The organism is Nonomuraea sp. NPDC049400 (assembly GCF_044466425.1).
Lineage (GTDB): Bacteria > Actinomycetota > Actinomycetes > Streptosporangiales > Streptosporangiaceae > Nonomuraea.
Map to the genome: position 1 here is coordinate 66,966 of NZ_JBITMP010000046.1, position 26,069 is coordinate 93,034.

Annotated in this window: 28 protein-coding genes and 1 tRNA gene; 11 read left to right on the forward strand and 18 right to left on the reverse strand. The window is 68.1% G+C overall.

What is annotated here, in order from left to right; genetic code table 11:
- Positions 1 to 8: 8 nt before the first annotated feature.
- A complete protein-coding gene (locus tag ACIBVN_RS46055; RefSeq protein WP_397146669.1) occupies positions 9 to 3,206 on the reverse strand; it encodes a BTAD domain-containing putative transcriptional regulator in 3,198 nt (1,065 codons plus the stop codon).
- A gap of 110 nt (positions 3,207 to 3,316) precedes the next feature.
- Between ACIBVN_RS46055 and ACIBVN_RS46060 the strand changes: the two genes are divergently transcribed.
- Entirely contained in the window at positions 3,317 to 3,835 is a 519-nt protein-coding gene (locus tag ACIBVN_RS46060) for a universal stress protein (protein ID WP_397146671.1), read from the forward strand.
- On the opposite strand, the gene ACIBVN_RS46065 is transcribed toward ACIBVN_RS46060, so the two are convergent.
- The gene (locus tag ACIBVN_RS46065) at positions 3,791 to 5,182 is read right to left on the reverse strand and encodes a PLP-dependent aminotransferase family protein (RefSeq protein ID WP_397146673.1); all 1,392 of its coding nucleotides are present in this window, start codon (positions 5,180 to 5,182) and stop codon (positions 3,791 to 3,793) included. The two genes, ACIBVN_RS46060 and ACIBVN_RS46065, sit on opposite strands and share 45 nt — an antisense overlap.
- A gap of 79 nt (positions 5,183 to 5,261) precedes the next feature.
- On the opposite strand from ACIBVN_RS46065, the gene ACIBVN_RS46070 reads away from it, so the two are divergent.
- Complete coding sequence (locus ACIBVN_RS46070) at positions 5,262 to 5,699, forward strand: carboxymuconolactone decarboxylase family protein (protein WP_397146675.1); 438 nt, start codon at positions 5,262 to 5,264, stop codon at positions 5,697 to 5,699.
- Positions 5,696 to 6,865 carry an MFS transporter gene (locus ACIBVN_RS46075; RefSeq protein ID WP_397146677.1) on the forward strand — a complete coding sequence of 390 codons (1,170 nt, stop codon included), beginning with the start codon at positions 5,696 to 5,698 and terminating at the stop codon, positions 6,863 to 6,865. Before ACIBVN_RS46070 ends, ACIBVN_RS46075 begins: the two co-directional genes overlap by 4 nt.
- Positions 6,866 to 6,868: 3 nt before the next feature.
- Here ACIBVN_RS46075 and ACIBVN_RS46080 read toward each other — a convergent pair whose 3' ends face one another.
- Together ACIBVN_RS46080 and ACIBVN_RS46085 are read right to left on the reverse strand one after the other, a co-directional pair.
- Complete coding sequence (locus ACIBVN_RS46080) at positions 6,869 to 7,825, reverse strand: hypothetical protein (RefSeq protein ID WP_397146679.1); 957 nt, start codon at positions 7,823 to 7,825, stop codon at positions 6,869 to 6,871.
- Positions 7,822 to 8,049 (reverse strand): heavy-metal-associated domain-containing protein, encoded by a 228-nt coding sequence (locus ACIBVN_RS46085; protein WP_397146681.1) that lies wholly within the window; start codon positions 8,047 to 8,049, stop codon positions 7,822 to 7,824. Before ACIBVN_RS46085 ends, ACIBVN_RS46080 begins: the two co-directional genes overlap by 4 nt.
- A gap of 499 nt (positions 8,050 to 8,548) precedes the next feature.
- On the opposite strand from ACIBVN_RS46085, the gene ACIBVN_RS46090 reads away from it, so the two are divergent.
- From ACIBVN_RS46090 to ACIBVN_RS46100, 3 genes are all read left to right on the forward strand, one after another.
- The gene (locus ACIBVN_RS46090) at positions 8,549 to 8,668 is read left to right on the forward strand and encodes a DLW-39 family protein (RefSeq protein ID WP_218154143.1); all 120 of its coding nucleotides are present in this window, start codon (positions 8,549 to 8,551) and stop codon (positions 8,666 to 8,668) included.
- Between the two features lie 15 nt (positions 8,669 to 8,683).
- Positions 8,684 to 9,412: an HAD-IA family hydrolase gene (locus tag ACIBVN_RS46095; RefSeq protein WP_397146683.1), complete on the forward strand. Its 729-nt coding sequence runs from the start codon at positions 8,684 to 8,686 to the stop codon at positions 9,410 to 9,412.
- Positions 9,413 to 9,427: 15 nt separating this feature from the next.
- A tRNA-Ala gene (locus ACIBVN_RS46100) sits at positions 9,428 to 9,503 on the forward strand.
- A 56-nt stretch (positions 9,504 to 9,559) separates the two neighbouring features.
- Here the strand turns inward: ACIBVN_RS46100 and ACIBVN_RS46105 are convergent.
- From ACIBVN_RS46105 to ACIBVN_RS46165, 13 genes are all read right to left on the reverse strand, one after another.
- Positions 9,560 to 10,702, reverse strand: a complete 1,143-nt coding sequence (locus ACIBVN_RS46105) for a tyrosine-type recombinase/integrase (RefSeq protein ID WP_397146685.1) — start codon at positions 10,700 to 10,702, stop codon at positions 9,560 to 9,562.
- Positions 10,702 to 10,908 (reverse strand): helix-turn-helix domain-containing protein, encoded by a 207-nt coding sequence (locus tag ACIBVN_RS46110; protein WP_397146687.1) that lies wholly within the window; start codon positions 10,906 to 10,908, stop codon positions 10,702 to 10,704. The genes ACIBVN_RS46105 and ACIBVN_RS46110 overlap by 1 nt, the downstream gene beginning before the upstream one ends.
- Before the next feature lie 13 nt (positions 10,909 to 10,921).
- On the reverse strand, positions 10,922 to 12,556 hold the full coding sequence (locus tag ACIBVN_RS46115) for a replication initiator (RefSeq protein WP_397146689.1): 1,635 nt from the start codon (positions 12,554 to 12,556) through the stop codon (positions 10,922 to 10,924).
- Positions 12,553 to 12,717 carry a hypothetical protein gene (locus ACIBVN_RS46120; RefSeq protein WP_397146691.1) on the reverse strand — a complete coding sequence of 55 codons (165 nt, stop codon included), beginning with the start codon at positions 12,715 to 12,717 and terminating at the stop codon, positions 12,553 to 12,555. Before ACIBVN_RS46120 ends, ACIBVN_RS46115 begins: the two co-directional genes overlap by 4 nt.
- Positions 12,714 to 14,144: an FtsK/SpoIIIE domain-containing protein gene (locus ACIBVN_RS46125; RefSeq protein ID WP_397146693.1), complete on the reverse strand. Its 1,431-nt coding sequence runs from the start codon at positions 14,142 to 14,144 to the stop codon at positions 12,714 to 12,716. Before ACIBVN_RS46125 ends, ACIBVN_RS46120 begins: the two co-directional genes overlap by 4 nt.
- A gap of 90 nt (positions 14,145 to 14,234) precedes the next feature.
- Complete coding sequence (locus tag ACIBVN_RS46130) at positions 14,235 to 14,552, reverse strand: hypothetical protein (protein WP_397146695.1); 318 nt, start codon at positions 14,550 to 14,552, stop codon at positions 14,235 to 14,237.
- Positions 14,549 to 14,821, reverse strand: coding sequence for a hypothetical protein (locus tag ACIBVN_RS46135; RefSeq protein WP_397146697.1), 273 nt, complete (start codon positions 14,819 to 14,821; stop codon positions 14,549 to 14,551). The genes ACIBVN_RS46130 and ACIBVN_RS46135 overlap by 4 nt, the downstream gene beginning before the upstream one ends.
- Positions 14,821 to 15,234: a plasmid replication, integration and excision activator gene (locus ACIBVN_RS46140; RefSeq protein WP_397146699.1), complete on the reverse strand. Its 414-nt coding sequence runs from the start codon at positions 15,232 to 15,234 to the stop codon at positions 14,821 to 14,823. The genes ACIBVN_RS46135 and ACIBVN_RS46140 overlap by 1 nt, the downstream gene beginning before the upstream one ends.
- Positions 15,235 to 15,370: 136 nt before the next feature.
- Positions 15,371 to 16,186 (reverse strand): protein phosphatase 2C domain-containing protein, encoded by an 816-nt coding sequence (locus ACIBVN_RS46145; protein WP_397146701.1) that lies wholly within the window; start codon positions 16,184 to 16,186, stop codon positions 15,371 to 15,373.
- A gap of 4 nt (positions 16,187 to 16,190) precedes the next feature.
- Positions 16,191 to 17,030, reverse strand: a complete 840-nt coding sequence (locus ACIBVN_RS46150; RefSeq protein WP_397146703.1) for a sigma factor-like helix-turn-helix DNA-binding protein — start codon at positions 17,028 to 17,030, stop codon at positions 16,191 to 16,193.
- Positions 17,031 to 17,451: 421 nt separating this feature from the next.
- Entirely contained in the window at positions 17,452 to 17,853 is a 402-nt protein-coding gene (locus tag ACIBVN_RS46155; RefSeq protein ID WP_397146705.1) for an ATP-binding protein, read from the reverse strand.
- 100 nt (positions 17,854 to 17,953) lie between these two features.
- Positions 17,954 to 18,760, reverse strand: coding sequence for a helix-turn-helix domain-containing protein (locus ACIBVN_RS46160; RefSeq protein ID WP_397146707.1), 807 nt, complete (start codon positions 18,758 to 18,760; stop codon positions 17,954 to 17,956).
- Positions 18,761 to 18,822: 62 nt separating this feature from the next.
- Positions 18,823 to 19,224, reverse strand: a complete 402-nt coding sequence (locus ACIBVN_RS46165) for a hypothetical protein (RefSeq protein WP_397146709.1) — start codon at positions 19,222 to 19,224, stop codon at positions 18,823 to 18,825.
- Between the two features lie 362 nt (positions 19,225 to 19,586).
- Here ACIBVN_RS46165 and ACIBVN_RS46170 point away from each other — a divergent pair, with 362 nt between their 5' ends.
- Both ACIBVN_RS46170 and ACIBVN_RS46175 read left to right on the forward strand, forming a co-directional pair.
- A complete protein-coding gene (locus ACIBVN_RS46170) occupies positions 19,587 to 19,901 on the forward strand; it encodes a hypothetical protein (RefSeq protein WP_397146711.1) in 315 nt (104 codons plus the stop codon).
- A 277-nt stretch (positions 19,902 to 20,178) separates the two neighbouring features.
- Positions 20,179 to 20,691, forward strand: a complete 513-nt coding sequence (locus tag ACIBVN_RS46175; protein ID WP_397146713.1) for a hypothetical protein — start codon at positions 20,179 to 20,181, stop codon at positions 20,689 to 20,691.
- 693 nt (positions 20,692 to 21,384) lie between these two features.
- On the opposite strand, the gene ACIBVN_RS46180 is transcribed toward ACIBVN_RS46175, so the two are convergent.
- The gene (locus ACIBVN_RS46180; protein WP_397146715.1) at positions 21,385 to 22,890 is read right to left on the reverse strand and encodes a trypsin-like serine protease; all 1,506 of its coding nucleotides are present in this window, start codon (positions 22,888 to 22,890) and stop codon (positions 21,385 to 21,387) included.
- 458 nt (positions 22,891 to 23,348) lie between these two features.
- Between ACIBVN_RS46180 and cseB the strand changes: the two genes are divergently transcribed.
- The 3 genes from cseB to ACIBVN_RS46195 all read left to right on the forward strand — a co-directional run bounded on the left by cseB (position 23,349) and on the right by ACIBVN_RS46195 (position 26,048).
- Positions 23,349 to 24,077: a two-component system response regulator CseB gene (cseB, locus tag ACIBVN_RS46185; RefSeq protein WP_397146717.1), complete on the forward strand. Its 729-nt coding sequence runs from the start codon at positions 23,349 to 23,351 to the stop codon at positions 24,075 to 24,077.
- A gap of 1 nt (position 24,078) precedes the next feature.
- Positions 24,079 to 25,341, forward strand: a complete 1,263-nt coding sequence (locus ACIBVN_RS46190) for an ATP-binding protein (protein WP_397146719.1) — start codon at positions 24,079 to 24,081, stop codon at positions 25,339 to 25,341.
- Positions 25,342 to 25,586: 245 nt separating this feature from the next.
- Complete coding sequence (locus ACIBVN_RS46195) at positions 25,587 to 26,048, forward strand: hypothetical protein (protein WP_397146721.1); 462 nt, start codon at positions 25,587 to 25,589, stop codon at positions 26,046 to 26,048.
- The last annotated feature ends 21 nt before the right edge of the window (positions 26,049 to 26,069 follow it).

The following is a 26,069-nucleotide window of genomic DNA, read 5'->3' on the forward strand; positions in this document are numbered from 1 at the left end:
GGTCTGGTTCAGGCGGGGTACGGGGCGGGCTCGACGTCCAGCTCGCGCATGCGTTCCGCGTAGAGGTGGTAGCGCCTGCGCGCGTCGCCGCGGCGGCCCGCCCGGTCGAGCACCCGCACCAGGCCGAGGTGGGCACGCTCGTCGTAATGGTCGCGCTCCAGCAGCCGCAGCCAGTAGCGGGCGGCCTCGTCGTAGCGCCGCTCCTCCGCCCGCGCCGTGGCGAGCCGCGCCGCCGCATGCGTGTACGCCAGGCGGGCCTGCTCGCGCAGCCCCACGGCCCAGTCGGCGTAGGGGTCCTCCTCGCAGAACTCCCCGCCGTACGCGCTCTCGGCCGCTGCCCACCGCTCCAGCGCCTCGGCCGTACGCCCTGCCTGATCGAGCCGTACGGCCTCAGCCACCAGATCCAGAAATTTCTCGACATCGACGTCGACGTTCGACAGGTCCAGCCGCAAGGCGCCCTCATCGGAGACCACGATCTCGTCCGCCGGCCGTTCGTGCGCCGGGTCCAGCACCGCACGCAGCGTGGACACCATGACGTTCAGCCGCCGCAGCCCGACCGCCTCGCCCTCCTGGTCGGGCCAGAGGATCTCGACCAGCCGCTCCCTGCCGATCCCGCTGCCTCTCCGGCTGACCAGGATCTTCAGCAGGTCACGGGCCTTGCGCGACTGCCAGGCCGTACGGGGGACCGGCACGCCGCCGCGCAGCACCCGGAACGTTCCCATGGTCTCGACGGTCACTCTCGCGCCCGGCGCGGGAGCGGCGCGTGCGAGCAGCGCGTCGATCCGGTCGTCGAGCGCCCGGCAGCCGATCGCGTGCATACGCTCGCGCACCCGTGCGGCCACGCCGCCGCCGGTCGCCGGGTCGGCCAGGGCCGCCCTGACCAGCTCGGCCCTGGCCTGCCCGATCGGGTCGCCCAGCATGGTCCACCTGCGCACCGCCTCGTCGGCCAGCCGGGCGTCGCCGTCGAGCTCGGCCCGCACCTCGGCGACGGCGGCCTGCGCCGCGTGGTCCCTGCGGCTCACCGCGACGGGCTCGGCCTCGTCGAGCAGCGCCCTGGCCGCGCCGGGCCGCCCGCCCGCGAGCGCCACGCGGGCGGCCACGACCCTGGCGGCCACCCCCGCGATGCCCTCGGTGTGCTCGAGCGCCTGCTCGGCCACCCGGGCGGCCTCCTCCGGTTCGTCGCCGGCGAGCAGTTCGGCGAGGCCGTTGAGCGCGTTGGACAGCGACTGCACCTCGCCCGACGGCGCCGAGTCCGCAATGATCCGCCGGTAGATCGCGGCCGCCGTCCTGCGGTCGCCGCGTAGCACATGGATCTCCGCGAGCCTGTTCAGGCCGGTGCCGACCAGGCTGGAGCCCATCGCCTCCCACCTGGCCACCGCGTCGGCGGCCTCCGTGGCCGCTTCCTCCAGGCGGCCGAGGCCGATCAGGGCCTTGGCGCGGTTGGAGACGTTCAGGGCGGCGTAGGGAGCGAACGACACCAGGTCGGACAGCCTGCCGCCGAGTTCCGTCTCGGCGAGCGCCTCGGCGTAGGCGCCCTCGTCGAGATGGCGGGAGGCGCGGTTGGCGTGGATGCGGATGAGCTGGACGATGTCCCCCGCGCGTTCGGCGTGCTCCAGGGCGCGCAGGTAGTGGGCGTCGTTCGCGCGGCGGTCGCCGTCGAGCGCGGCGAGCATGGCCAGCACCGTGTTGGCCATCGCGAGCGCGCTCGCGTCGCCCAGGCTGCTGGCCTGCTCGAGCGCCTTGTCCGCGAGCGCCGCGCAACCTGCCCTGTCGCCCTTCAGCCAGAGCACGGATGCCCTGGACGCGGCGCACATGGCGGCGTCGGCGGGCGGCAGGCCGTACTCGTGGCCGCCGGCGTACATGGCCAGCGCCGCGTCGAGGTCGCCGCGCAGGTGGTCGATGAGGCCGAGCCTTCTCGCCACGCACGCGTCGAAGGCCGGGCCCTCGGCGGCCCGGGCGAGCAGTTCGCGGGCGCGGGTCCAGTGGCCGCGGTGCTGCTCGGCGATGCCGGCCAGCTTGACCATGGGGGGCGAGTGCCTGGCGGCCTCGGGCAACAGCTCCAGCGCGCCGAGCACGTCGCCGCGCTCGGCCAGGCGCAGGCCGTACGAGTCGAGAAGCGAGGCCGCCAGACCCGGATGCTCGGTCGCGACGGCCGCGCGCAGGGCCAGCTCGGGCTGGTCGTGCTCGACGTACCAGCGGGACGCGACCGCCGCCACGTCGTGGGCCTCGTTCCTGTCTAGCGGGGCGTGCTTGGTCAGCACGTGCCTGCTGGTCGAGGTCAGGCGGTGGCCGTCCTGGCCGGCCTCGAGGAAGAGCCCGCGGCTGGTCAGCGAGTCGAGCGTGTCGGGCGGCGCGCCGAGCGCGGCCGCCAGCTCGGCGGTCAGCACGGGCAGGACGGTGGCGGCACGCAGCAGCTCGCGCATGGCCGGCGGCAGGTCCTTGAACGCGGCGAGCGTGAGGCGTTCGAGCGTGGCGGAGTTCGCGGCGAGGCCGGCGGCCGTGCGGGGCCAGTCGGCGAGGTCCTCGCGGGCCAGCGTGTCGAGCGCGGCCTGTACGGCGGCAGGCCAGCCGCCGCAGGCGTCGTGCAGCGTGGCGGCGATGGCCGCGCCCTGCTCGCCCAGGCGGTCGCGCGCCCAGGCGGCGGTCTCGTCCGGGGTGAGCGCGAGATCCGTCGCGTCGAAGTCGAGCACCTCGTGGTCCTGGCGCAGCCGGGCGGTCGGGAACGGCAGCGGCGCCCGCGACGCGGTGACCAGGTGCAGATGCCTGGGGGCGGCGCGGACCAGCGTCTCCACGTACCGGACGGAGCCCGGCGCGCCCGCGATGGCGTCGATGTCGTCGAAGACCAGGGCCAGCCCGCGCCGCAACTGCCTGGCCAGCGCCTCGGCCAGCGCGCCCGCCAGTGCCGACGCCCTGGACAGCTCGTCGGCGTCGGGGCCGAGCGGGGCCCCCGCGGCGGTCACCAGGTCGGCGGGCAGACCGGGCACCTTCTCCGACAGGGCCGACGCCACCGCTCCCGCCAGCGTGGGGAGATCGCGGTCGGCGGGCCCGAGCCGGTGCAGCACCGCACCGACGGCCAGGCTCCAACCCGCCAGGGCGGTCGACTTCCCGTAGCCTGTAGTTGCTACGAGCGAGGTGAGCCTGTACGTCAGCGCCCCGTCGAGCCGCCGGTCGAGGGCGGGACGGGGTCGCACCCACCCTCGGTCCACTCCCGCATGCTACGCCGGGTGTCGCGAGGGACTCCATAGTTCGAAAAGTGCCACCTCCCGGTAACAGACTGGCGGGCGCACTATGGTCGTACTTCTTAACAGGAGGCACCGTGGAACAGGATCTGCCCGGCGGTGCGAGGCTGATAGTGGGGGTGGACGAGTCCCCGGCCTCGCGTTGGGCGCTGGCCTGGGCCATCGGGGCGGCCAGGCTGCACCGGATGGCCCTGGTCGCCGTGCACGTCAGCCGCGCGCCCGTCCATCCCTTCCCCGAGGCACTGCCCGTCCAGCACGCGCTCAGAGCCGGCGAGGAAGCACGCTGCACCGAAGTGGTCGCCGGCGTGTTCGACGACGTCGCAGGCGGCATGCCCGACGACATCAAGACAGTCGTGGTCGGCCGGGTCGGCGATCCCGGCTACCATCTCGTCGACCTGGCCCGCGAGGGCGACCTGCTGGTGCTCGGGCGGAGCCGGCGCGGGCTGCTCAGCCGCATCTTCCTGCCCTCGACCAGCATGTACTGCGCCCGGCATGCGAGGACCACGGTCGTCATCGTGCAGCAGCCGTCGCCGCCCGACGATCCCCAGCTGTCAGGGGAGCGGGCCCGCCGCTTCTGGAGCCGCCGCCATCCTTAGGCGCCGCAGCCCCTCGGGGATGTCGTCCCTGGTGATCTCGCCGTAGCCCAGGACGACGCCGGGCTGTGCCGGACTCTCGCCGCAGTACGCCTCCAAGGACTCCACGGCCAGGCCCGGCACCGGCCGTACGGACACTCCCGGGGCAAGGCGGGCACACAGGTGCAGACCTGCCGTGGACGGGATCAGGAGCAGGCGCTCGTCACCGGCCAGCGTTTCGGCGATCATGGCGTGCCTGGCGGCGTACTCGCGGGTCGCCTTCCTGATGTGCCTGGCCAGGAGCCCCTCGTCGATGAAGCGGGCCAGCGCCGCCTGCGTGGGCACGTCGCTGTGCCAGTCGGAGAGCTGCTTGGCCGCGCGCAGCGCGGGCGCGAGCGAGGCGGGGGCGACGAGGAAGCCGAGCCTGAGCATGGGCAGCAGGGTCTTGGAGAACGAGCCCACGTAGATGACCCGCCCCGCGCGGTCGAGGCTCTGAAGGGGCTCCAGCGGGCGCTCCCCGAAGCGGAACTCGCTGTCGTAGTCGTCCTCGATCACGACCGCCCTGCGGCGCTCGGCCCAGGCGAGGAGGGCGGCGCGGCGGGCCAGCGACATGGGCGTGCCCAGGGGGAACTGGTGCGAAGGCGTGACGTACACGATGCGGGCGGCGCGGGGGATGGCCCGCACATCGATGCCCTCCGCGTCCACCGGCACTCCGGCCACCCGGGCGCCGAGCGAGCGGAACAGCAGGCGGGCGGGCGGGTAGCCGGGCTCCTCGACGGCCACGCAGGTGCCCGGCTCGATCAGGACGCGGCCGATGAGGTCGAGCGCCTGCTGGGCGCCGTTCGTGATCAGCACGTCGTCGGGGCCGGCGTGGACCGAGCGGCTGATGCCGATATGCCGGGAGATGGCCTCTCTCAGCGGCTCATATCCGGAAGGGCGGTTGTACGCGGCGGCGCTCACCCGCAGCTCGCGGGCCACCAGCCGGCGCCACGTCTCCATCGGGAAGAGCCGGGGGTCCGGTACGCCGACGCGGAAGTCGTACCGGGCGCCCTGCATGGCCTTCGGAGCCTCCACCTCCCGCCAGAACGCCCGCGGGCGCACGACTCCCTTCGGTGCCGCCCTGCCGCGGACCGGCTCCGCCGACACGAACGTGCCCGCTCCCGCCCGCCCCACCAGGAACCCGTCGGCGACCAGCCGGTCGTAGGCCACCGCGACCGTGTTCCTGGAGATCTCCAGCCTCCGCGCCAGCTCCCTGGTCGGGGGGAGCCGCTCGCCCGACCTGAGCCGGCCGTCGAGTATGGCGTCGAGGAGCTGCCGGTAGACCTGTGCGGCCAGGTCGCCTCGGCCTTTCAGGGTGATGTGGACGTCCATCTTGGCCCAATCAGTTTGCCGGAAATTGGAGCTTATCTCGGGACAAAATGGGCTCCAAGATGGGCGCATGACACCACGAATGAATCTCGGACCGCTGGTTGGCGACGTTTACCGGCACGCGGGCGCGCTGGACAGCTTCGTCGAGGAGAGCGCGCTCCCCAAGCCCCTGCTGTACCTGGTGCTGCTGCGCGCCAGTCAGATCAACGGCTGCGTCTACTGCGTGGACGCGCACAGCGCCGACGCCAGGCAGGCGGGGGAGAGCGACGCCCGGCTGCACTCGGTCGCCGTCTGGCGCGAGTCGCCGTTCTTCACCGAGCAGGAACGCGCCGCCCTTGCCTACACCGAGGCCGCCACCAGGCTCTCCACCGATGACGTCACGGACGAGATCTGGGATCGGGCGGCTGCCCACTTCGCTGAGAAGGAGCTGGCGGCGCTGATCGTGGCTGTGGCCACCATCAACTTCTGGAACCGTCTGGCCGTCTCCACCCGGATGACCCCGCCTTCGTACAAGCCATGAAAAATCGGCGAATCCTGGTCTATGCCCAGCTCGCGAACTCCATTGGCGACGGTGTCTACCTCGTCACCTCCGCGTTCTACTTCGCCAGGATCGTCGGACTGCCGGCCACCGAGATCGGCCTCGGCCTCACGCTGGGCTGGGCCGTCGGCTCGGTGGCGGGCGTGCCGCTCGGCCATCTGGCCGACCGGCGCGGGCCCCGCGGAGTCGCCGTGCTGCTCGCGCTCACGACCGCCACGGCGGTCGCCTCGTTCCTGCTCGTCCGCTCGTTCGCGCTGTTCGTCCTCGTGGCCTGCCTGTACGGCACGGCGCAGACCGGCTTGTCGGCCGCCCGCCAGGCCCTGCTCGCCGGGCTGATCGCCCCCGCCGAGCGCACGGCCGTACGGGCCGTCCTGCAGTCCACGCTCAACGGCGGCCTGGCCGTCGGCGCCGCCCTGGGCGGGCTCGCCCTCCACCTCGGCACGCACGCCGCCTACGCGGCGGTGTTCGCACTCGACGCCCTGAGCTTCCTGGTCGCCGCCCTCCTCCTGCTCAGGCTGCCTGCCGTACGGGTCGCTCAGGTCGCCTCCGGCCCTCGGCTCGCCGTGCTCAGGGATCGTCCCTACGCGCTCGTCACGCTGATCAACGCCGTGATGCTCTTCTACATGCCGCTGCTCAGCCTGATCGTGCCGCTCTGGATCACCTCCCGGACGAGCGCGCCCACCTGGATGGTCTCGGTGCTGCTGCTGATCAACACCGGCACGGTGCTGCTCTTCCAGGTGCGGGTGGCCAGGCGCGTGAAGGGACTGCGTTCCGCCTCTCTGTCGGTGCGGAACGCCGGGTTGGTGATGTTCGCGGCCTGCGCGGTGTTCGCGTTGAGCCCGTACGGGTGGCTGTTCCTGCTGGTGGCGGCCGGGCTGCAGGTCTACAGCGAGATGCTGCTGGCCTCCGGGGCCTGGGAGATCAGCTTCGCCCTCGCCCCTGACGACAAGCAGGGCCAGTACCAGGGGTTCTTCGGCACCGGCGTGGCCGTGGCGAGGATGCTCGGGCCCGTCGTGCTCACCACGCTGGTGCTTGGCGGCGGCACACTCGGGTGGCTGCTGCTCGGCGCGGTGTTCGTGGCGGCCGGCGCCTCGATGGCACCGGCCGTCAGATGGGGGCAGCGCTCGCTCGCGGGGGCGGTTGCCTGAGACTCAGTGCTTGTGGTCGTGGGTGGCGGACGGCGCGTGGCCGTCCGCCAGCGTGGCCGTCGCGGTGAAGCTCGCCGTACGGACCTTGTCGTCGTGCTGGAAGTCCAGGAACAGCCGGTAGTCGCCGCCGCTGGGCGCCTCCGCGTAGAAGGTGATCTCCGGCCCGGCCTTGCCGCTCTCTTCCGGATGCACGTGCAGGTAGGCCAGGTCACCTGCCCGCAGAGCGACCAGGTGACCGTACGCGCCGAGGTAGGGCTGCAGGTCGGTCACCGGCTCGCCGTCCTTGTTCACCGTGAGCGTCAGCTTGCCGGCGCGGCCCGGGACCAGGTCTCCCGCGAGATTCACGGTGTAGGCGTCGACCGCGGCCGTACGGCTGACGTGGGGCAGCGGCTCGTGCCGGTAGTCGCCCTCGGCCTGCAGGTCCACGCCGAGCGTCAGGTTCCCGCCGCCCTCGGGGGTGAAGTCGGCGAAGGCGCGGTACGGGCCCGCCTTGGGGAGCGTCAGCTTGACCGACCAGGTGCCGTCGGGGGCCAGGTCCGGGTGTACGTGCTGGAAGCTCACGAGGTCGCGGGAGGCGACGATGAGGTGGAGCTTCTTGTCGTGCTCCGTCCGGTAGCGGGTCACCGGCTCGCCGTCGGGGCCCTTCACGGTGAACCGGAAGTCTGTGGGTTGGCCGGGCGTGATCATCGTGGCGACCGGGTCGAGGGTGTAGCCGTTCTGCGACACTTGGAGCCCTCCGGGGGTGTCGCCGCTCACCGGGCGCGCGGCGTGGCCGTGGGCTTCTTGAGCGGCGTGCCCGTGGGCTTCCTGAGCGGCGTGGCCGTTGGTTTCCTGGGCGGCTTGCATGGGGGGTTGAGCAACCGTGGGATCGGGGCCAACCAACCGACCCACTCCCAGAGCACCGCCGAAGACGACGACCAGCCCCAGGACGTAGGCGCCGATCCTGCCCGGCGCGTTCATGCTCGGCCCGCCACCTCGTATCCCGCCACCTCGTATCCCGCCTCTTCGACCGCCGCGGTGATCTTGGCCGAGTCGACGGGGCCATCGCTGTCGACCGTGAGCAGACCGCTGGCCAGATCCACGTCGACGGAGGTGACGCCGGCGACCTCGCCGACCTCCTCCTTCACCGAGCTCACGCAGTGGCCGCAGGTCATGCCCTTCACGGTGTAGGTAGCGATGCTCATGACGGTCTCCTTAGTGTGCGGTGTGCGTGCGCGTGTATGTGTTCCTGCATTGATCCTTCGTATGCCCCGTGACTCTATACCCCGAGGGCGTATGCGGTCGGGACCACGGCCTCTCTATGTCGTACGGCGGGCTCCCGCCTGAGGTTCGGCCGCAACCGAGACGGCCACCAGTTGAATACGACACACGCGGAAGTCTCAAGGCCGCGCCGAGCCACGCGCCCGGGCGCGATATTTGGCATGATCGAGCTGTTGTCCGAGATAGCGGATACCAGAGGCGGACCCAGGCGGGCGCCCATGACGGACGGAAAGGGGTTCCAGAAGGCCGTCGACGGGCGGGCGTATCGGCCCCCAACCTGGGGGTTGACCACTCGCTCTCCGCGCATTCCGCACATCTGGCCCGTGCGCAACACCGGGAGCGCAGCCATCCCTTGCTAGGCTGCTTGTCAACCGTTGGGTCTCACCCCGGCAGGTGAGGCCGTCGAAGAAGTGGGGTCACACCGTGAAGAAGCTGCTTGTTCTGGCGCTGATCGCCCTTGGGGGGTTGCTGATCTGGCGTAAGGTGCAGGCCGACCGCGCAGAGCTCGATCTCTGGACCGAGGCGACCGGCACCGAGAACTAACCGACCGGCGAGGCGATGAGTGACGTCGTCCCCGTAAAGCTGGTGTGCCTGGACCTGGCAGGCACCACAGTCGGTGACATCGCCATGGTCGAGCGCGCCTTCGCAGAGGCGATCGCGACCCAGGGCATAGTGCCCGGGACCGGAGCGTACGCGCGTGCCATGGTTCACGTGCACCGGTCCCGGGGCTGCCCCAAGATCGATGTCTTCCGCGGGATCTTCCCCGGAAACGAGGCCCAGGCGCAAGCGGCGAACCTGACGTTCGAGCGCTCCTATGAGGGCGCCCTCGAGCGGGCAGGTCTCTCACCCATGCCCGGAGCCCTGGAGGTCCTCGACAAACTCCGCGGCACCGGCATCAAGCTCGCCCTGATCACCGGCTTCAGTCGCACCACCCTGAGCCGCGTCCTGAGCGTGCTCGGCTGGCACGACAAGATCGACCTCGCCATCTCCCCCGAAGACGCCGGCGGCCGCGGCCGCCCCTGGCCGGACATGATCCTGCACGCGGTGCTGCGCCTGGGGGTGGAGGACGTACGCCACGTGGCGGTCATCGGCGACTCGGAAAGCGACATGCTGTGCGGCAAGCGCGCGGGCGCGTCGATCGTGGCGGGGGTGATGACCGGCGTCCACAGCCGCGAACGCCTCCTCAAGGGCGGCGCCACCCACATCCTCGACTCGATCGCGGACTTCCCGAGTTTGGTGTTGAGCGATGACCTTGGTACGACGCAGGTAGCCTCGTCTGCCCGGTAAGCTATCTTCGTCGAAGGGGCCTTAGCTCAGTTGGCAGAGCGCCTGCTTTGCAAGCAGGAAGTCAGGAGTTCGAATCTCCTAGGCTCCACCAGCCAAAACACCCCGCCACCGATCTTGTGGCGGGGTGCTCGGGCCATTAACGGGCCATTAGCCATCAGGGTGGCGATCCTTCCTCTCCGCCTCCACTCGCGCGCTAAGAGCGTCCGCGATCCGCTGGTCAGCATCCTTGGTCGCATGCTGGTAGATGAGCGCGGCCCGATCGCTGTCGTGCCCCATCCGCGCCTTGAGGTCAGCCAGGCTCGCCCCTGACTGCGCGGCCAGCGTGTTCCCCGTGTGGCGAAGATCGTGAAAGTGCAGCCCCGTGAGCCCCATCTCCTTCAGCGCATCTCCCCACTTCGCGGCACGCCGGAAGTTGCTCCCGCGCAGGAACCCGCCGTTCTTCCCGAGGAACAGGAACGCGTCCTCTTCGGGACCTACATAGGACGCAAGATGTTCGCTGAGGGCGGGGATGATCGCGGCAGGGATGCCGATCGTACGGCGGCCGGCCTTGGACTTGACCGGGCACAGGCGCATCTCACCGCCGTCCAGTTCGATGAGCTGTTCCCGGACCTGGACCGTGCGCGCCGCCAGGTCGAGGTCATGCCGTCGCAGTGCGATCACCTCGCCCCACCGCAGGCTTGCGAATGTCGCCAGAAGGATCAGTGCTCGAAACCGCCTGTCCGCCATCCGGTCGGCGAGCTCGAACACCTGAGACACCGTGATCACGGGACGCTCGGGCGTGTGTTCGTTGTCGGCGCCCTTGATCCGGCACGGGTTTCGGCTGATCAACTTGTCCTCTTCTGCCGCGGTCATCAAAACGGCCCGCAGGAACCGGTACGCCTTGGCAACCGTCGAGACCGACGCGCCCTGCTCCAGGCGTTCGAACCGCCATGCGCGGATCATCTGTGTTGTGATCTTGCCGACTTGGACATCGCCAAGGGTCGGCATGATGTGCCGGTCCAGCAGCCATGTGTAGTTCTCGATGGTCTTGTGACGCAGGCCGGGACGCTCCTTGATCCAAGCTCGCGCGTAGTCGCCCAACCGGACCTTCCCACGGTCGGGATCCGTCCAGTCGCCTGCGATCATCTGGGCTTCGATGATCGTGAGCGCGCGGTCTGCCTCGGTCCTGGTGGCATAGGTGGTCGCCCCGGTTCGCAGACGCCCGTCCGGCCCCGGGTAACGGATCTGAAATCGCCCCGACTCGCGCTTGCGGATATTGCCGAAACGTCGGTGTCCGTCTTTGTTGGCCATCAGGCAGCCCTCCCCTTGATGGTGTCGGTCGTTATCGGCGTGACGGTTCCGGCGACGACGAAGGCGATCAGTACGGACTCTCGGATGCGGACATGGCGTCCGACCTTTACGAACTCGATCCGGCGTTCGGCGATCAGGCGACGGACGAAGCGCACCGAGGTGTGCAGCGCATCTGCTGCTTCTTCGACGGTCAGTAGCTGATCCATGCATCTCCCTCCTTCACGCGGCCTGCGGAATTGCCGAAAGATCTTGTCCGCTTGCTCTGGCCTCCAGCTCTCTGAGGTGGGCTCGCCAGCGTTGGCGTTCGGCCACGGAGCGCAGGAGGCGTACGGCGAGGGGCGGCACGTTGGCGTCTCCGGCAGGGATGGGCCGCCAGATGTAGCGGTGTGGGTCTGTCGGTTGGTCGGCCTGTCCGAGGGCTTCCAGGACCCAGGTACGGCGGTCCTGCTTGTGTTCGGCCAGGGTCTTGTTCGACCACTTGCGGGAGACCAGGACGCGCCGTCCGGCGTAGCCGAGGTGATCGGGCTTGTGCGCCTTTCCCCGGCACCGGCCGGGCGTCATACCCGGCTTGGCCTGCTTGGGTTGGATGCCGTAGCGCAGCCAGTTCGCGCACGTCGGCGAGCACGGCTCCCATCGCAGCGCCTCGACCAGACGCGCCGCGTGATCCCGAGACGCCTGGTCGTTCGGGTCGAGCTCTTCGCCGAGAGACTTGGTCAGGTACTTCGAGAGATAGCGAATGCACTGGTCAGCGTCCGGGGTACCCGCCAGCACGCCCTGAACGTCCACCTGGTCCCCGAAGCGCACCACATGCAGCGGTTCGGCCGCCGGGTCGGCGTCGAGCTGGTCGAGCGCCTGATCCCAGGTGGGCAGCACTTGCCCCGTACCGGGGTCGAGGTAGCCGATGCCGTTCTCCCAGACCGGCAGGTGATCGCCCTCGAAGAGCACCTGATCAGCCGATGGCCACCACACTTGGTGGTAGGTGGCCGCCGCTATCTGCTTGATCTTTGCACGTGGCAGGGTGCCCCGGACGGCCATGTGCAGGTGCGGCGCGAGCCGCTTCTGAGGCTCGACGCTGGCGAAGTACTGCACGTCGTAGCCCGCCACGCGGCGGAGGTTCTGCACGAACCGGTCCACCAGCTTGGAGAAGTGCAGCGCATCCCGAGCCGCCCGCGCGTAGTCGTACGTCTCAGGATCGACCGGCACCCCGTCCTTGATCTTCCCGTAGGACGGCAGGGTGAGCGTGACGAACAGCGAGGGCCGGTAGACCTTGCCGTCCGAGCTGGTGAACGTGCGCCCCAGCGTCGTTGCCGTCATCTTGCGCTTGGGCAGGTCCGGGGCATCCTGCCGCCGCCGGGTCGAGCGGTTGCGCTTGGGCACGCCACCGGCCAGCACGTTGCCGCGCATCCCAGCGGCGTTGATCTCCGCATCCAGACCGGTGATGATCGCGTCCAGGTCGGTCGTGTCCTGGCCCGCCTGCTCAGCGTGATCGCGCTGGGCTTGCATGTCGGCGCGGAACTCGATCAACCAGCGCTGCTCATCGGTCGGCTCGTCTGGCGTGATGATCGGTTCGGCCTCCAGGTGCCAGCCCTCTCGGCACTGGGCCATCCGCAGGTGCCGGTTGCGCCTGGCGCACGGCGGGCATGCCGTCTCCAGGGTGGCGCCGCATGGCACATCCACGATCTCCCACACTCCCGTATGGGTGTCGAGCCGCTTGAGCGCGATGGGCCGGATGCAGACGCCGTGTTGGATGGCGACCTGTTCGGCCACTTCCCGCGCCAGGGGTTGCGCCATCCGGACGGCCCGGGGCGTGGCACGGTCGGTCGCTCCAGCCGCCGGCTGCTCCGCTTCCGTCATCGAGCCTCCTCCTGTCCTTCGCCGATCTCGGGGAAGACGAGCGCCGACTGTCCGCACTCGCGGCACTCGACCAGCGCGCGAGCCGGGTCGAGCCAGAGCATGTTGAGCGTCTTGCAGGTCGAGCAGCGCAGCCCGTCCAGGAAGTGCGCCAGGCCAGTCATTGAGCCTCACCGCCCGCTGGGGTGAACTCCCTGACCATGGCGCGGATGTCGGCGTCGGAGACGTAGGCCGCGCGCACCCTGACCGGATCCGGTGAGGTTTCCAGCCGGACGTAGCCGACGCCCGCCCCCAGGAGGGGGTTCGGGGAGATCTGGTCGGCCAGTGCGCCCCGGTCGCGTGCGCCGTCGCCGAGGACCATGTCCACCTGTTCGGACTCATCGAGCCGGAGGGCGATCTTGTCGGGGAACAGGTTGCGGATCGTCATGACCTCCTTGCGGGGGTCCTGGAGCGCTGCCATGACGCCGACGCCGACCGCGCGTCCTTGGGTGGTGAGCGTGGCCAGGGCAGCGGAGACGCGCCGCTTCAGGTCTCTGTCGGCCTGGTAGGCGGTCAGGAAAGCGACCTCGTCGACGATGACCAGGATGAACGGATCCTCGACCGTGGGCGTGTGCGAGCGTTGGTGTCCGCCGAAGCGCGCGGCCCGCTCCTGCATGACCTTGACGGCCTGCTCCAGCAGTTCGGCGCACTCTTCCGGGGTGGCGGCGTAGCGGGGGCCGAACAGGGCACGGCCGAATGACAGCTCCATTAGTTTCGGGTCGAGCGCCCAGAGCTCGACCAGGCCCGCCCGCACGGCCGGAAGCAGGGCGCGAATCGTGGACCAGATGATCGAGCCCTTGCCCGCTCCGGTCGCACCGGCCACCAGCTCGTGCGTGCCGTGCACGTTGAGCAGCCAGGGCGCGCCGTCCTCTTGGATGCCGATCTCGACCGGCCCCACAGTCGGAGCGTCTGGGATCGGGACCGCTGGCAGGGGGACGGCCAGGGGATCCCGCCGGGGGAAGGTCAGCACCAGCCGACCGGCCTTGACGACCGAGACGCGGCAGGAGGGAGCGCCGAAGCCGTGCGCCAGGAGTTCGATGCGGTCGGCCCAGTCCTTGACCGCCTGCCCCTTCAGCATGCGCACGATGACCTGATCCGCCCAGGCTGTGCAAGTCACCTTGCCGAGCCGGGGCAGGTAGTCACGGCCGCGCAGGTGCTTGCCGAGCCCGGAGACGATCATCACCGGTTGCCAGTGCCGCCGGTAGACCCAGATGAGCCGCCACCAGGCCAGCAGCCGCCTGCCGATGAGCCGGACGAAGGAGACGCGATCGATCAGTATCCAGGCGAGGAGCCCCGTAGGGACGGGAGTGGACAGCAGCAGAGCGACACGCCAGCCGTACAGCCAGCACAGCGTGACGGGCACGGCCATGACGACGAGGGCGATGGGGTGCCGCCAGGTCAGCCGCACCAGCCCGGCAAGGGCGCGCCAGGCGAAGATGACGATGGTGACGATGGCTGGCGTGGTGATGACGGCCGGGCGGAACACTACGGCCGTGTCCGGGGTGGTGGTGACGAGGTTGCGCGCCTCGTCACCGGGGAGCTTGCGGAACATATGCTTGATGCCTCTCGTGATGTGGTGTCAGGGGAGAACCGAGGGGCCGCCGGAAGTTGGCGCTTCTGGCGGCCCCGCCTTACGTGAGTGTTAGGCCGCCGTCTGGTCGGTGGTGGCCTGGTCGGGGGCCGACTGCTCGGCGTACCGGCGTTCGCAGTCGGCCAGGTAATGAGCGGCGGCATCGACGATCTGTCGGGCGAGCCTCACGTCCTGGTCGGTGACCGGCCCGCCACCGGTGGTGGAGATCATCAGGTCCGCCTCGTCGGTCTCCAGGCACAGCACCGGCCGCACCTTCTGGACCAGCGTGCTCACGCGCAGGTCCGGCGTGTGGAACGAGACGTGGAGCTGCGGTCGGTCCGTGCCGTACATGGCCATGGAGACATAGGTATAGGGGTCGCGGCTGCTCACTTGGTCACCGCCGCTCCGGCCGGAAGGCCACGGAACATGCGCTCCACCGTGGCAGCGAAGCCCGCCGCCTGCTCGGCGAGCTGACGGGCGAACTCCACGTCGGCCGCCGTGACCCGGTTGGTCGCCGAGGTGGTGACCAGCACCGAGGTAGCGCCGAAGTCGAGCATGAGCACCGGCGTGCGCAGCCGGTAGGGACGGTGTTCGGCGCGGGCACCGGCTGAGGTGTTGAGGTTGATCACGCTGGTGGGTCGCTTGTGTCGGGTGCTCATCAGGCTGCCGCCTCCTTGGTGGTCGCGTGTTTGCTGGTGGTGCGGGGTGCGCGCATCTCGCGCGCCTTGATCGAGTACGCCAGCCGTCCCTGCTGGTTGACGTACGGGGTGACGGTCATGCCGTCGAACTCGACCGGCGTGAACGGCAGGCCGGACATCGCCGCCGGGGGGATCGGCTGTACCTGGGAGATGACCTTGACCGCGACCGTCTTCTGAGACGCCTTGACGGTCGGGTCGGCGTCCATGACCGCGATCTGCCAGACCAGCTCACCGGACAGCTTGTCGCGCGCCTGAACCTCCCGCCCGCTGCTGGAGGCGTCGAAGTCGCGTACCGGCTCGACCTCGCCCACGGCGTAGCAGCCAGCCGGGAACACCTGGTCGAAGCTGACGGGGATGGGTCCTTGAATTGCCATCGTGACTCCTCTGTAGACCCCCCTAGACAGTTGCGGCAGTCCCGCTCGTGATGCTGTCTAGGGGGCTATGCAATCGAAGGTACAGAGAGTCTGCTCAACTGTCTAGGGGGGTAAACGCGACTCGTCCAAATTTGTTTCAGCCGACGCAGTAGGCCACGGTGGCGTCGTCGCAGATCTTGCCGCGTGGCCAGCGGAAACCGGTCGGGTCTTCGTGCTCGGCCTGCCGTACTCGATTGATCAGCTCTTGAGGGCCGTGCTGATCGAGAACGGCGAGGGCCTGCGGCCAGGTCGCCAGGTGGAAGCGATCGACCAGACGCGAGGCGCCGTCACTGAGTAGGGCGGCGGCATGAACGTGGCCTGTTGGGACGGAGCCGATCAGGGCTTGCTCTGCGGCCAAGGGATCCACTGATGCGACCCAGAAGCCGCCGTCACGGTTGCGGTGGCCACGCAAGGTCTCGACGTAGTCCCGGAGTGCCGCTCTGTGTTCCGGGCTGCCGGAGTCGAGGGCGTCCATTTCTGTCCGGTAGCGTGCGCCGATCTGGGCTTCGCGATCATCCGTGATCACGATGGGCTCTGCCGTACCCACATCCAGAACGAGCGTGGAGTCGGCCAGCACCAGCCATTCGAGATCTTCAGAGGTACGGCGGAGCATGACGACCGTGGCCGAGGGGGAGCCGGGATGGGTCAGGTCGCACGTGTCGTCGTGCTGGGATGAGACGGTCTTTATGCCGGTGGCCAGCAGGTCGGGCAGAGCGCCGGCGCTTTGCGTCATGGCGGCAAGAAGGGTGGAGCCGAGAGTGCGGGCGTACCAGGCGACACCGTGGAGGCAGCCAGACTCGGAACCGGCCGGAGTTCCGGCACCGTCGAGAAGTACTGCTGCTTCGGGTCCGACTGCGACGTAATCCTCGTTGACCTGACCGGGGGCCGGGTCGGTGGCGAAGGTGGCGCGCACCGGGCTATTCCTCCTCGTGGCGATACAGCGGGCTTGCGAGTTCTGTCCTGATGGGTTCCCCGGTATCCGGGTCGTACTCCACGCCGATCACGGTCGAGAATCGTCTGTCGGCGACCTGGCCCCAGAGGGTGTTGATCTCGTTCTGGAGGAGCTGCACCACGCCAAGGCTCCCTTGGGGGTGGATGCCGGTGAACACCAGGACGTTGCCGTTGCCGTCTGGTCGGCTGAGCCGTCCCAGATAGGCGTAATCGACTGGCCGTTGAGGGTCGGAGTCCGAGCCTGAGCGGTAGGTGTCACCGGTACGGCTGTCGCGGAGCGTCCAGGCGCCGTCCTTGACCCACTCCAAGACCGGGTCCGACTCATACAAGGCACCCATTACGGGCGAGATTCGAGGGCCACAAAGCACGATGAGGTTCGGCCGGTTCAGGTCGATCGTGCCATCGAGGGGGATGTGTTCAAGTTCAAAGGGGAGGTCGAACCCGCGGGCGAGGTCTTCCAGGCGTTTGGCGGCCGTCACGTCTTCCATGGCCACCACGGGGCGCGCGTTGAGAGCTTCCCTCTTCAGAGGAAGGGCGAGCGTGATCGTGCCCCTTCCCAGGAACGCGCCCTCAGGCGCAGGGCCGGTGTGGCGGATCTGGTGGATACGACCCCTGGTCAGACCGGCCTCTTTGGCGATTTGGGCGTACGACATGCCTTGCGCGTGGAGGTCTTGGATCACGCGGCGGCGTAGCCGGGATAGTTCAGTAACCTCCTGCTGGGCGGCGTTCAGGCGCTCGGTGGCGGTCCTCAAGAGGAGGAACGGGTCTTCTATGTTGGCGATGCGCTCAACTTCGCTCTGCGGCATCGTCTCTCCCTTGCTGTCTCCCGCAGAGTCTAGGCCCCTATACGGAATGCCGTCTATCCCCCTAGACGGGATAGATTTAAGCAATTTGCCCGTTTTTGGGTGAACTGCCTTGATGGCTGAGCGCCGATTGGGCACTCCGCGCGGGCTCATCGTGCTTGCCCGGACAGCAGAGCCGCCCACATGTCGCGGCCTTCTCTGTGCAGTACCCGATAAGTCTCGGCTACCGGCTCGTCTCCACCTTGGATGACGCGCCGAATGAAGGTCAAACCGCCCGATTCGCACAGCTCGTAAAACACGGCTGCAGTGGCACAGTCGCAGGTCCACGCGACCACGCGGGTACGAGGGTCGTGCCGGGCGGGCAACCAGACGAGCCGCTTGTAGTTGGCCACAGGCAGGAGGGGCACATGCGGAGCGATGCAGGCTACCGGCATGACGACTCCTCCAGGTCGAGCACGGCCCATACCGTGCGACCTTGCTCGTCGCCGAAGACGCCCCAATCGGCGGCGATCTCGGACACGATCAGCAGTCCACGACCGGTCTCGACCTCTCCGTTCCTCCGAAAGATCTTGGGCGCCCGAGGTCCCCCTTCGTCGAGCACGCCGAGCCACAATCGATCGGCGGCGACCTGGATGGTGACGACGAAGCGGCCCCCAAACCGGCCACTCGCCGAGTGGCGGATCGCGTTCGTGGCCAACTCGCTTACGATCAACTCGGCGTCACCGACCAGCGGCCAGCCCTTCAGGAACGTGGTAACGAAGCGACGTGCTTCAGTGACCGAGGGTTTGGCGCCGAGGAAGTGACGAGACATGCGCCAGGGCGACATGGGCTGCTCCGGATGTCTAGGGGGCTATACACCGATGCCGCCAGCGTATGAGTCAACCTGGAGACTACTCAAGTTATTCGACGCATAAATGCGCCACTTCTCAAGTTCGGGTTGCCAGCTCCCGATAGTCGTCTGAGATGCCGTCCAGCAGCCGACGCAGCTTGTCGCCGTACACAGCCGCGCGCTGGAACGTCTCGAAGATCTCCTCGTGTGCCGTGACCTCCCCCGGTTCAGCCGAGGTCACGTCACCAGTGAGGCTCTCGACGACGCTCGTGGCCCCATCGAAGAGTGTGAACCCATGGAGCGGAAAGCCAGGCGTTTCCACCGACCACGGCACCACACCGAGCCGTACCTGTGAGAGTGTCGCTACCTGCATCAGCCGGTCAATCTGCGCGATCATTAACGACGGCGATCCAGGCCACGTCCGCACGGCCCCCTCTGTCAGCACGAAGGCGAACTCTCGTCTTGGATCGAACAGCACGGCCTGGGATTCCACCCGCACCGCCGCAGCCCTGGCCGCGTCGTCCTCATCCACGGCCCGCCCAATGGTCAGCGCCAGCCGTGCGTACTCGGCCGTCTGCAACAGAGCCGGGATCATCGCTGACTGAAACGACACCACCCGGCGAGCGGCCCGCACCCGAGCTGCATTGGCAGCCTCACGCCCGACGAGCCCGCCCTTCAGCCGCGACACCTCATCCCGCAGCCTCACCAACAAGGCATCCAACTCACCCCGTGCCGCCTCGTCGAGATCAAGCGCAATCACCAGGCGCTCTACCGTCTCGGGCACCGGCAAGAGCCGTCCCGTCTCAATCCGGGAGATCGTCGGCTGAGCCACCCCAGCCCGCGAGGCCAACTCCTTACCCGTCAGGCCGGCGCCCCTCCGTAGCCGCCGCAGCAGCTCTCCCAACGCCCGAAGCCGATCGCGCCTATCCTCCACATGGAGGGTTCTACCACGGAGTTTCGTCCCAGCTAGTCCAGCTTGAAGATTAGGGTGATGACCGCCGCGACCGCGGACAGGCCGCTACCCAACGCGGCAATAGTCGCGACAGACTTCTCCGGGCCAACCCAGAGCCCCTTGTTGAGCTGCCGCCACTTGGGCGGTACCACAGCCAGCTTGAGTTTCTGCCATTTGTGCTGCTGATAAGAGCAGCCCATCAGCAGGCCGCGAGCGTTCTTCCTGCAGAAGTCGCCCTCACGAGTGACAGCCCCGCACCAAACAGGCGCTCGAAAAAGAAAGAAAAGCGCCGTCAACGCCGAGAGCGCGATCAGACCTACAGGACCTAGGGCCTGCGTGAGCCATGCCGTGATCACGATCACAAAGAGCAGGTAACCCCAGTACTTCCCCAGCGCTCCAGATCTCTTCCTCGCCACGAATGGACGATAGCCTCTGCTGCACGCATCAGAAAGACAGCGAGACCCAAAGTGCCATGTTAGGCAACTCTCGCATTGACAACATGCTTGACATATGCAACAGCACTTTCATCGAATCAGCTAAGCATGCCATTGAGGACACGACCTAAACGAGTTTCCTGCCGATCCAGCGTCAATCAACCGCCTACACGGTGCCATCCTGTTGCATTGCCGAGTTGTTCTTATATGGATCAAGGCGGCGGCGCACGCGCCGCCGCGCGCGGCCCGAGCTTGCAGGCCGCACGCTGCGCGTGCGGCCTGGGGGCCGTTCTCGCGCGCGCCCGCCACTCGGGCCGCACCAGAACGCATGAAACCCTGACTCCATGCCCGCAGCACCCAGCCATGCCGAGATCGAAGCCCAGTTCACCGGCATCCTCAACGGCACCATCACCCGCGACCAAGCCGACCGCTGGGCCGCCCAATGGGTCACCGCAGACAACCCCGACGTGGACGACGAACTCGTTTGGCAGGCACTGACGTACCTCTTCGGCATCGACCTCCGCGACGGCCCCGACGAGCAATACCTCCACGACGACGAGGACATCGCCGAACGACTGGCGGAGTTCCGCAGCCACAACAACACCCATGCCTCCGGCGGGGGCCTCAGGCTCCAGGATGATCGCCAGGCGCAAGGCTGAGGTCCGTAGGCGGCCAGGGTGGAAGCCAGATCATCCCGCCGCCATCGCCCCAGGACAAGCCAAGCAGGCCAAGGGCCTGGGGCGAAGGTCGTTCCTCCAGTTGGGGGCTCCACCTTCACCCCAGGCCCTTGGCCCGCTTCCCTGACGGGCGGGACGACGGCGACGGGATGCTCAGGCAGGACAGTTGCTGGCGGTGCCAGACGTCTTTCGCACACACGTGCGATCCCCTAATCTGGCGCGAGCATAGAAGCAAGGCGATCAAGACTGGAGGGTTGAGGTGGGGGTCTTCTACGACTATTACCGGGCGGCGAACAGGCAGGCCGCCGCGGAGACGCCCGACAGTCCCCGTGCCGTGGAGAAGCCCATGGCCAGCGTACCGTCTTTTGACGCGGTGGACGCCAAGGGGATCGATCCCATCGTGATCCTCGGGAAGCTCATAGCGCTCGCCAGGGAGACTCCGTACAGCTTGGGCTTGGTGCAGACGATCACTGTCTATCCGCCGTCCGAGGGCGCTCCGGCGACGGTTGAGGAGTGGGAGGCTCTTCCGGAGGACTCTCCCTACAAGGAAGGAGCGGGAATCGAAGAGCTCTCAGTAGACGTGCGCGACACGCTCGCCGACATCTCGGACAGCAGGTTGGGGCAGCTCGCTGAGGGCTGGGTACAGATCGAGGAGTTCACCGATTTCCCGCCCGCCGATGGGTTCCTCCTGGAGGTCCTTACAGAGCTGCGCGATCTTGCTCAGCGGGCACAGAAGGAAGATCAGATGATCTACTGCTGGATCGGTGGCTAAGGTCTCTCCCAAGGTCCAGTTCGAGCCCTCGGCATCTGCCTCAAAGGCCGCCGTACCATATACGTGCAATGATCATGATACTTGAGGCAACGAGATATGGCTGCGGTGCAGGTGAAAGGCCTTTTGCCGTTCGTAACGGTCACGCGCTGTAAAACCGTCGGCGGTTGATGCCTCGCCCTATCGCCCATCTGTGGCCAGTTGCCGTAGGCGGTCGGGGCGATCGAAAGTCTATGGCTTTGTCCCGTAGCCCGACCTGCTGGACACCAAGCATGCGGGCCGCGCGAGGAGGCACGTCGAGGCGTGATCGCGCGGGCCATTAGCGGGCCATTAAGGGCGGTCAACAGGGGGCACTCCCGGTCACTCGCGGGATGCCTGTCGGCCAGGTGGCTGCCGTTTCGCCTGAAGATTAGACCGTTTTGCAAGCAGGAAGTCAGGAGTTCGAATCTCCTAGGCTCCACCAGCACAAACGCACCCCCGCTAATGATCGCTAGCGGGGGTGCGTGACTAAGTGAGTAACTAAGCCTCTTCTTGTGTCGGGAAGATGCCGTCCATGGCCTCTGCGCCCTCCAGCAGCACGGGCCGTAGCTGAAAGTTCGAATCTCCTAGGCTCCACTCCAGCTCAAAGGCCACTTTCCATGATCAGGAAGTGGCCTTTCGATCTTGTACAAAGCGAGGGTCGGCACTACCCGGCTTTCATTTGCTCCGTCCGTCAGACGGCTGGGCCGGGGGCAGCGTGCAGCTCGGAAGGGACAGGTCCAGCACTGAGCCGGGCGCCAGGCAGGCGGGCACGGCCGCGACCTGCTGACCGTAACGGGCGCCCTTGCGCACCGTCACCTGGCCAGCCGCGTCGACTTCACATGGGTTGTTCTCCGTGCAGCTCTTCCCGTCGTCGTTGCTCGTGTTGTGGAGCCCGACCACGGTTCGCCCGTCCGGGGCGATCAGCGGTGACCCCGAGGCGCCGTGCCCTGGTTCGCAGGCGCTAGTGTACCTCAGGGCGTTCTCCTGCACGTACCCGCCCTCACGCAGCCCCGGCACCACGGCCTTCACCGCGCAGCTCCAGCGGCGGCCCCAGTTGCCGGACAACAGGTCCACCCGGTCGCCGGCCGCGGCCGGGGTCGTGGTGAGGTCGAAGACCTTGGCGCCGGCGGCGGCCAGCTCCGCGTAGGTCCGGTCCAGGCGGTACAGGGCGACGTCGGTGCTGGTCATGGTGGCGTAGACCAGCCGGGTCGTCCTGGCCTCGACCTTGGGGTAGCCCTCGCGGTCGGTGATCGTGACCGGCTGGGCGGCCGGCTGATCGACCAGCGCCGACCCCGGCGCAAGGCGGGTGTCCCGGACGCAGTGGCCGTTGGTGAGGAGCAGGGCCGGATCCTTCGCCCGGGCGGTCACGGTGCGAACCACGGCGCCGGAACAGCCACCGAACTGCACTGCACCCTCTAGAGAGGGCATGTGCGGTTCCGGCGGAACTGCGATGCCCGTGACGATGTCCCGGATCCACTTCCGATAGACCGACACGTCGCTGTAAACGGTCGGTGTGTCGTCGCCGTTGCTGCCGCTGACCGCCCCGGCCAGCAGCCAGCTGCCACCGCGGCGGACCAGCGCCGGGCCACCGGAATCCATGTTGGTGGCCGAGATGCTTCCGTCCGGGCTGCCTACGCACAGCTCACGCGCCGCGGTGATACCGCTCACTTCACATTCCCGGTCAGGCTGCACCACGGTGTCGGCCTCGCGCAGGCGGTCCGGATAGCACTTCGGCGCGTGCTGGTCACAGGTCACGCCCCAGCCGATGATGCGGGTTACGGTTTGGTCGGCCGGCGTGGCCGGCGCGATCCGTGCCGGCTTCGCCCGAACCGGGGTGCGCAGGTGCAGCAGCGCGAGATCCTTGCCGTAGACCTCGGTGGAGTACCGATAGAACTTGTCGACCTCGGCCAGTTCACCGCCAGAGGTCACGCTCAGGGAGCCGATGCGCACCCGCCAGCCCCGAGGGGTGCCGACCTGAGCCTGATTGGGCGTGCGGGCGCAGTGGCTCGCGGTGACCACCCACTGCGGCGCGATCAGTGTGACTCCGCAGACGTGGCCGTCCGCGCGCGGGGATTCGGCGCGCTGTAACGAGCCCATGAACGAGTACGGCTGCACCGACTCGACGCCGCCGCGCAGGGCAAACGACGGAGTCGCGGTCGCCGCCAGCGCGGCCAGCACCATAGGAACGACGAGAAGGGAACGAAAACGCATAGAGAAGGCCGCCAGTGCGAGATGAGTACGAGGGAAGCGGAGTGTATTGGGCATGGTCAGCCACCCTGCGCGGTACAGGTGTCCATGCTGTCGCGGTCGCGTATCGGCCGCCGCTTGGACGCGTATGGGGTGTGTATCAGCGCCCAGCCGCGAATCGCCCAGCTTCAGAAGTCATTGGGTGTGACAGCCGCCACGATCGCGATGACCGCCGTAAACGGCGGACCGGCGCGCATTGATTCACGGCTGATACACAGCTGAGGCGTCGTGGAGGCCCGGCATCGACAACATGGACACGGCATCGCGCGGCGCGACCGATACATGCTTTCCCGGTGCACCGATCGCCGGAGGGGCCGACGATGTCTTCGTACTCCCACAAAGAGAGTCCTTAATATTGTCTTTTATTAATTATCAACCGTATTCGGGGAGCAATGTTGGTTTCGGATGTCGGTAGCAGACCGTCGACCACTGTCACCGTGCTGCTCGTTGAGGACGACGAGGTGATCCGCAGGACGGTCCAGATGGCGCTGGAGCGCTACGGCTATCGCGTGAGCACGGCGGGCGACGGTCTGACCGGCCTCGAACTGTTCAGGGAGCAGCGGCACGACGTGCTGCTGCTGGACGTGATGCTGCCGGGGCTGGACGGCATCGGGCTGTGCCGGAAGATCAGGGAGTCCAGCATGGATCCGATCCTGATGATGTCCGCGCGTGGTGACGCCCTGGACGTGGTGTCGGGTCTGGAGGCGGGAGCCGATGACTACGTCGTCAAGCCGGTCGACACCTCCGTACTGGTGGCCAGGATCCGTTCCCTGCTGCGCCGAGCCTCCTTCGTCCCAGGCCCTGAGCGCACTCCTGAGCCTGCTCCCGGCGGTGGCACCGATTTGGTCTTCGGGGACCTGTCCATCGATCCACAAGGTCTGGAAGTACACCGGGCCGGTGAACCGGTCGCGCTGGCCCCCACCGAGTTGCGCTTGCTGCTGGAGTTCGCGGCGAATCCGGGGGTCGTGCTGGACCGGCAGACACTGCTGCGCAACGTCTGGGACTACGGCTGGGACGGGGACAGCCGCGTCGTCGACCTGTGTGTGCAGCGGCTACGCAAGAAGATCGGCCCCGACCGTATCGAGACGGTCCGAGGCTTCGGCTACAAGCTGCGGCGCTGAGGTGGGACCCGCCATCGCCCGGACGGCACGTGGGCTGCTGAACTGGAGGTCGCTACGCTGGAAGATCGCCGCGCTGGTGGCCATGGCGTCCTGCTCGGTCGCGCTGGCCGTCGGGGTTCTGGTCCACCAGAGCACCTTTGAGCGTTCCATGAGCCTGGGCAGGGACCGGGGTTTCAGCGAACTGCTGGCCGCGGTGGACGACTACCGGCGCACAGGTACGGCGCCGGCTCATGCGGATCCCGCCGAGATTCCGCCCGTACTGCTCCAGCAGGCCAGGGGCACCGGGCAGTACATCACCTGGTACGACGACCGCCGGCCGGACATTCCCTGGATGTGGGCGGTGCAGTCAGTCGGTGGCCAGGCGCTGGCCGTGAAGATTGACATGGGGCCCGAGATACGCAGTCTGCGGGCCCTGGACCGGCACATCGTGATGGCCTCTCTGGCCGTGCTCGCCGTTGTCGTGCCCCTGGCCGCGTTGGGCGCAGAGTTGCCCAACCGGCGGCTGAGGAGGGTGGCCCGGACCGCGCGGCGTATCGCGGGAGGCGACCTGGATGCCCGGAGCATGGTGGGCGGCCGGGGCGGCGACGAGATCACCGATATCTCGGCCACCGTCGACTTGATGGCCGACAGTTTGCGGGACCGGCTGCTCAGTGAACAGCGCTTCACCGCCAATGTCGCCCATGAGCTGCGCACCCCGCTGATGGGCCTGGTCATCTCGGCCGAACTGCTCCCGGAGAGCGAGGCAACCGAGCTGGTCAGAGGTCGGGTGCGGGTGCTGCGGACGCTGGTGGAGGACCTGCTGGAGATCTCCCGCCTCGACGCGGGCGTGGAGCGGGCCGATAGCGCTCTGGTGCCGCTGGGCCGGGTCGTCGAGGAGTCCGTAGGCCGGACGGGATTGGAGGTCCAGCTAACGGTGACTGGCGATCCAGTCGCCGACACCGATTCGCGCCGCCTCGACCGGATCATCGCCAACCTGGTCGCCAACGCCCACTACCACGGACGCTCTCCGGTCGAGGTCACCGTGAACGGCACGGCGATCGCCGTACGCGACCACGGCCCCGGATTCCCCGACGAGCTGCTGGCAGACGGACCACAGCGCTTCCGCACCGGTGCCGCCGAACGCGGCCAGGGTCACGGCCTGGGCCTGATCATCGCCCTTGGCCAGGCCCAGGTGATCGGCGCCGGGCTCGCCTTCGCCAACGCTCCGGACGGCGGCGCGATCGCCACGCTTCACCTGCGGGGCGATACAAGCTCCGGGGGCTGATCCCTGTCTGATGCTCCCCACGAGACTGCTGAGAGCTGAGCGATCCGCGGCCGAGGGCTGACACACACCCGATACGTATCCAAGCGGCCGCGGATACGCCACCGCGGCAGCGCGGACACTCGCACCGCTCATGGTGGCTGACGTGCGCTACCGCGGCGTACCGACCTCTCGGAGCGGAGCTTTCCATGTGCTCTGCCCACCCGCTCCGTCCGATCGCAGGGCGGCCATAGCCACGAAAGAAGACCATGCCGAGCACACTTCACCTCCCTCGTACTCGCGTCGCACTCGCGGCCTTCGCCTGCCTCGCGGGCCTGCTGGCCGGTTGCGGCAACGCCAACGAGTCGAGTGGCACAGCGAACAACTCGTCGGCTTCCGCGTCTAGTTCCGATTACGCCGGTACGGCCGACCAGAAGTACACCGAATGGGAGGTCAAGTTCCGGTCGTGCCTGAGCGACCAGGGCTTCGAGCTTCCGAAAGAGGCCGGAAAAATCGACTTCGGCGACCGGCAGGACGCGTACGAGGTAGCGAGGGACGCCTGTATCAAGAAGATCGGCAAGCCGCCGACGGCCTCTGACGATCAGCCCGCCATGTCCCGACAAAGAAGCAAAGGAGATGATTATGTTCGCGACAACGGGATCTGGCGCAAAGTCCGTGAAGCGGTGACGATATGTGATCGCGTCGCTGGGGGCAGGCGATGGTCAGGTTGATCGCGATTTCGTAACTCGATA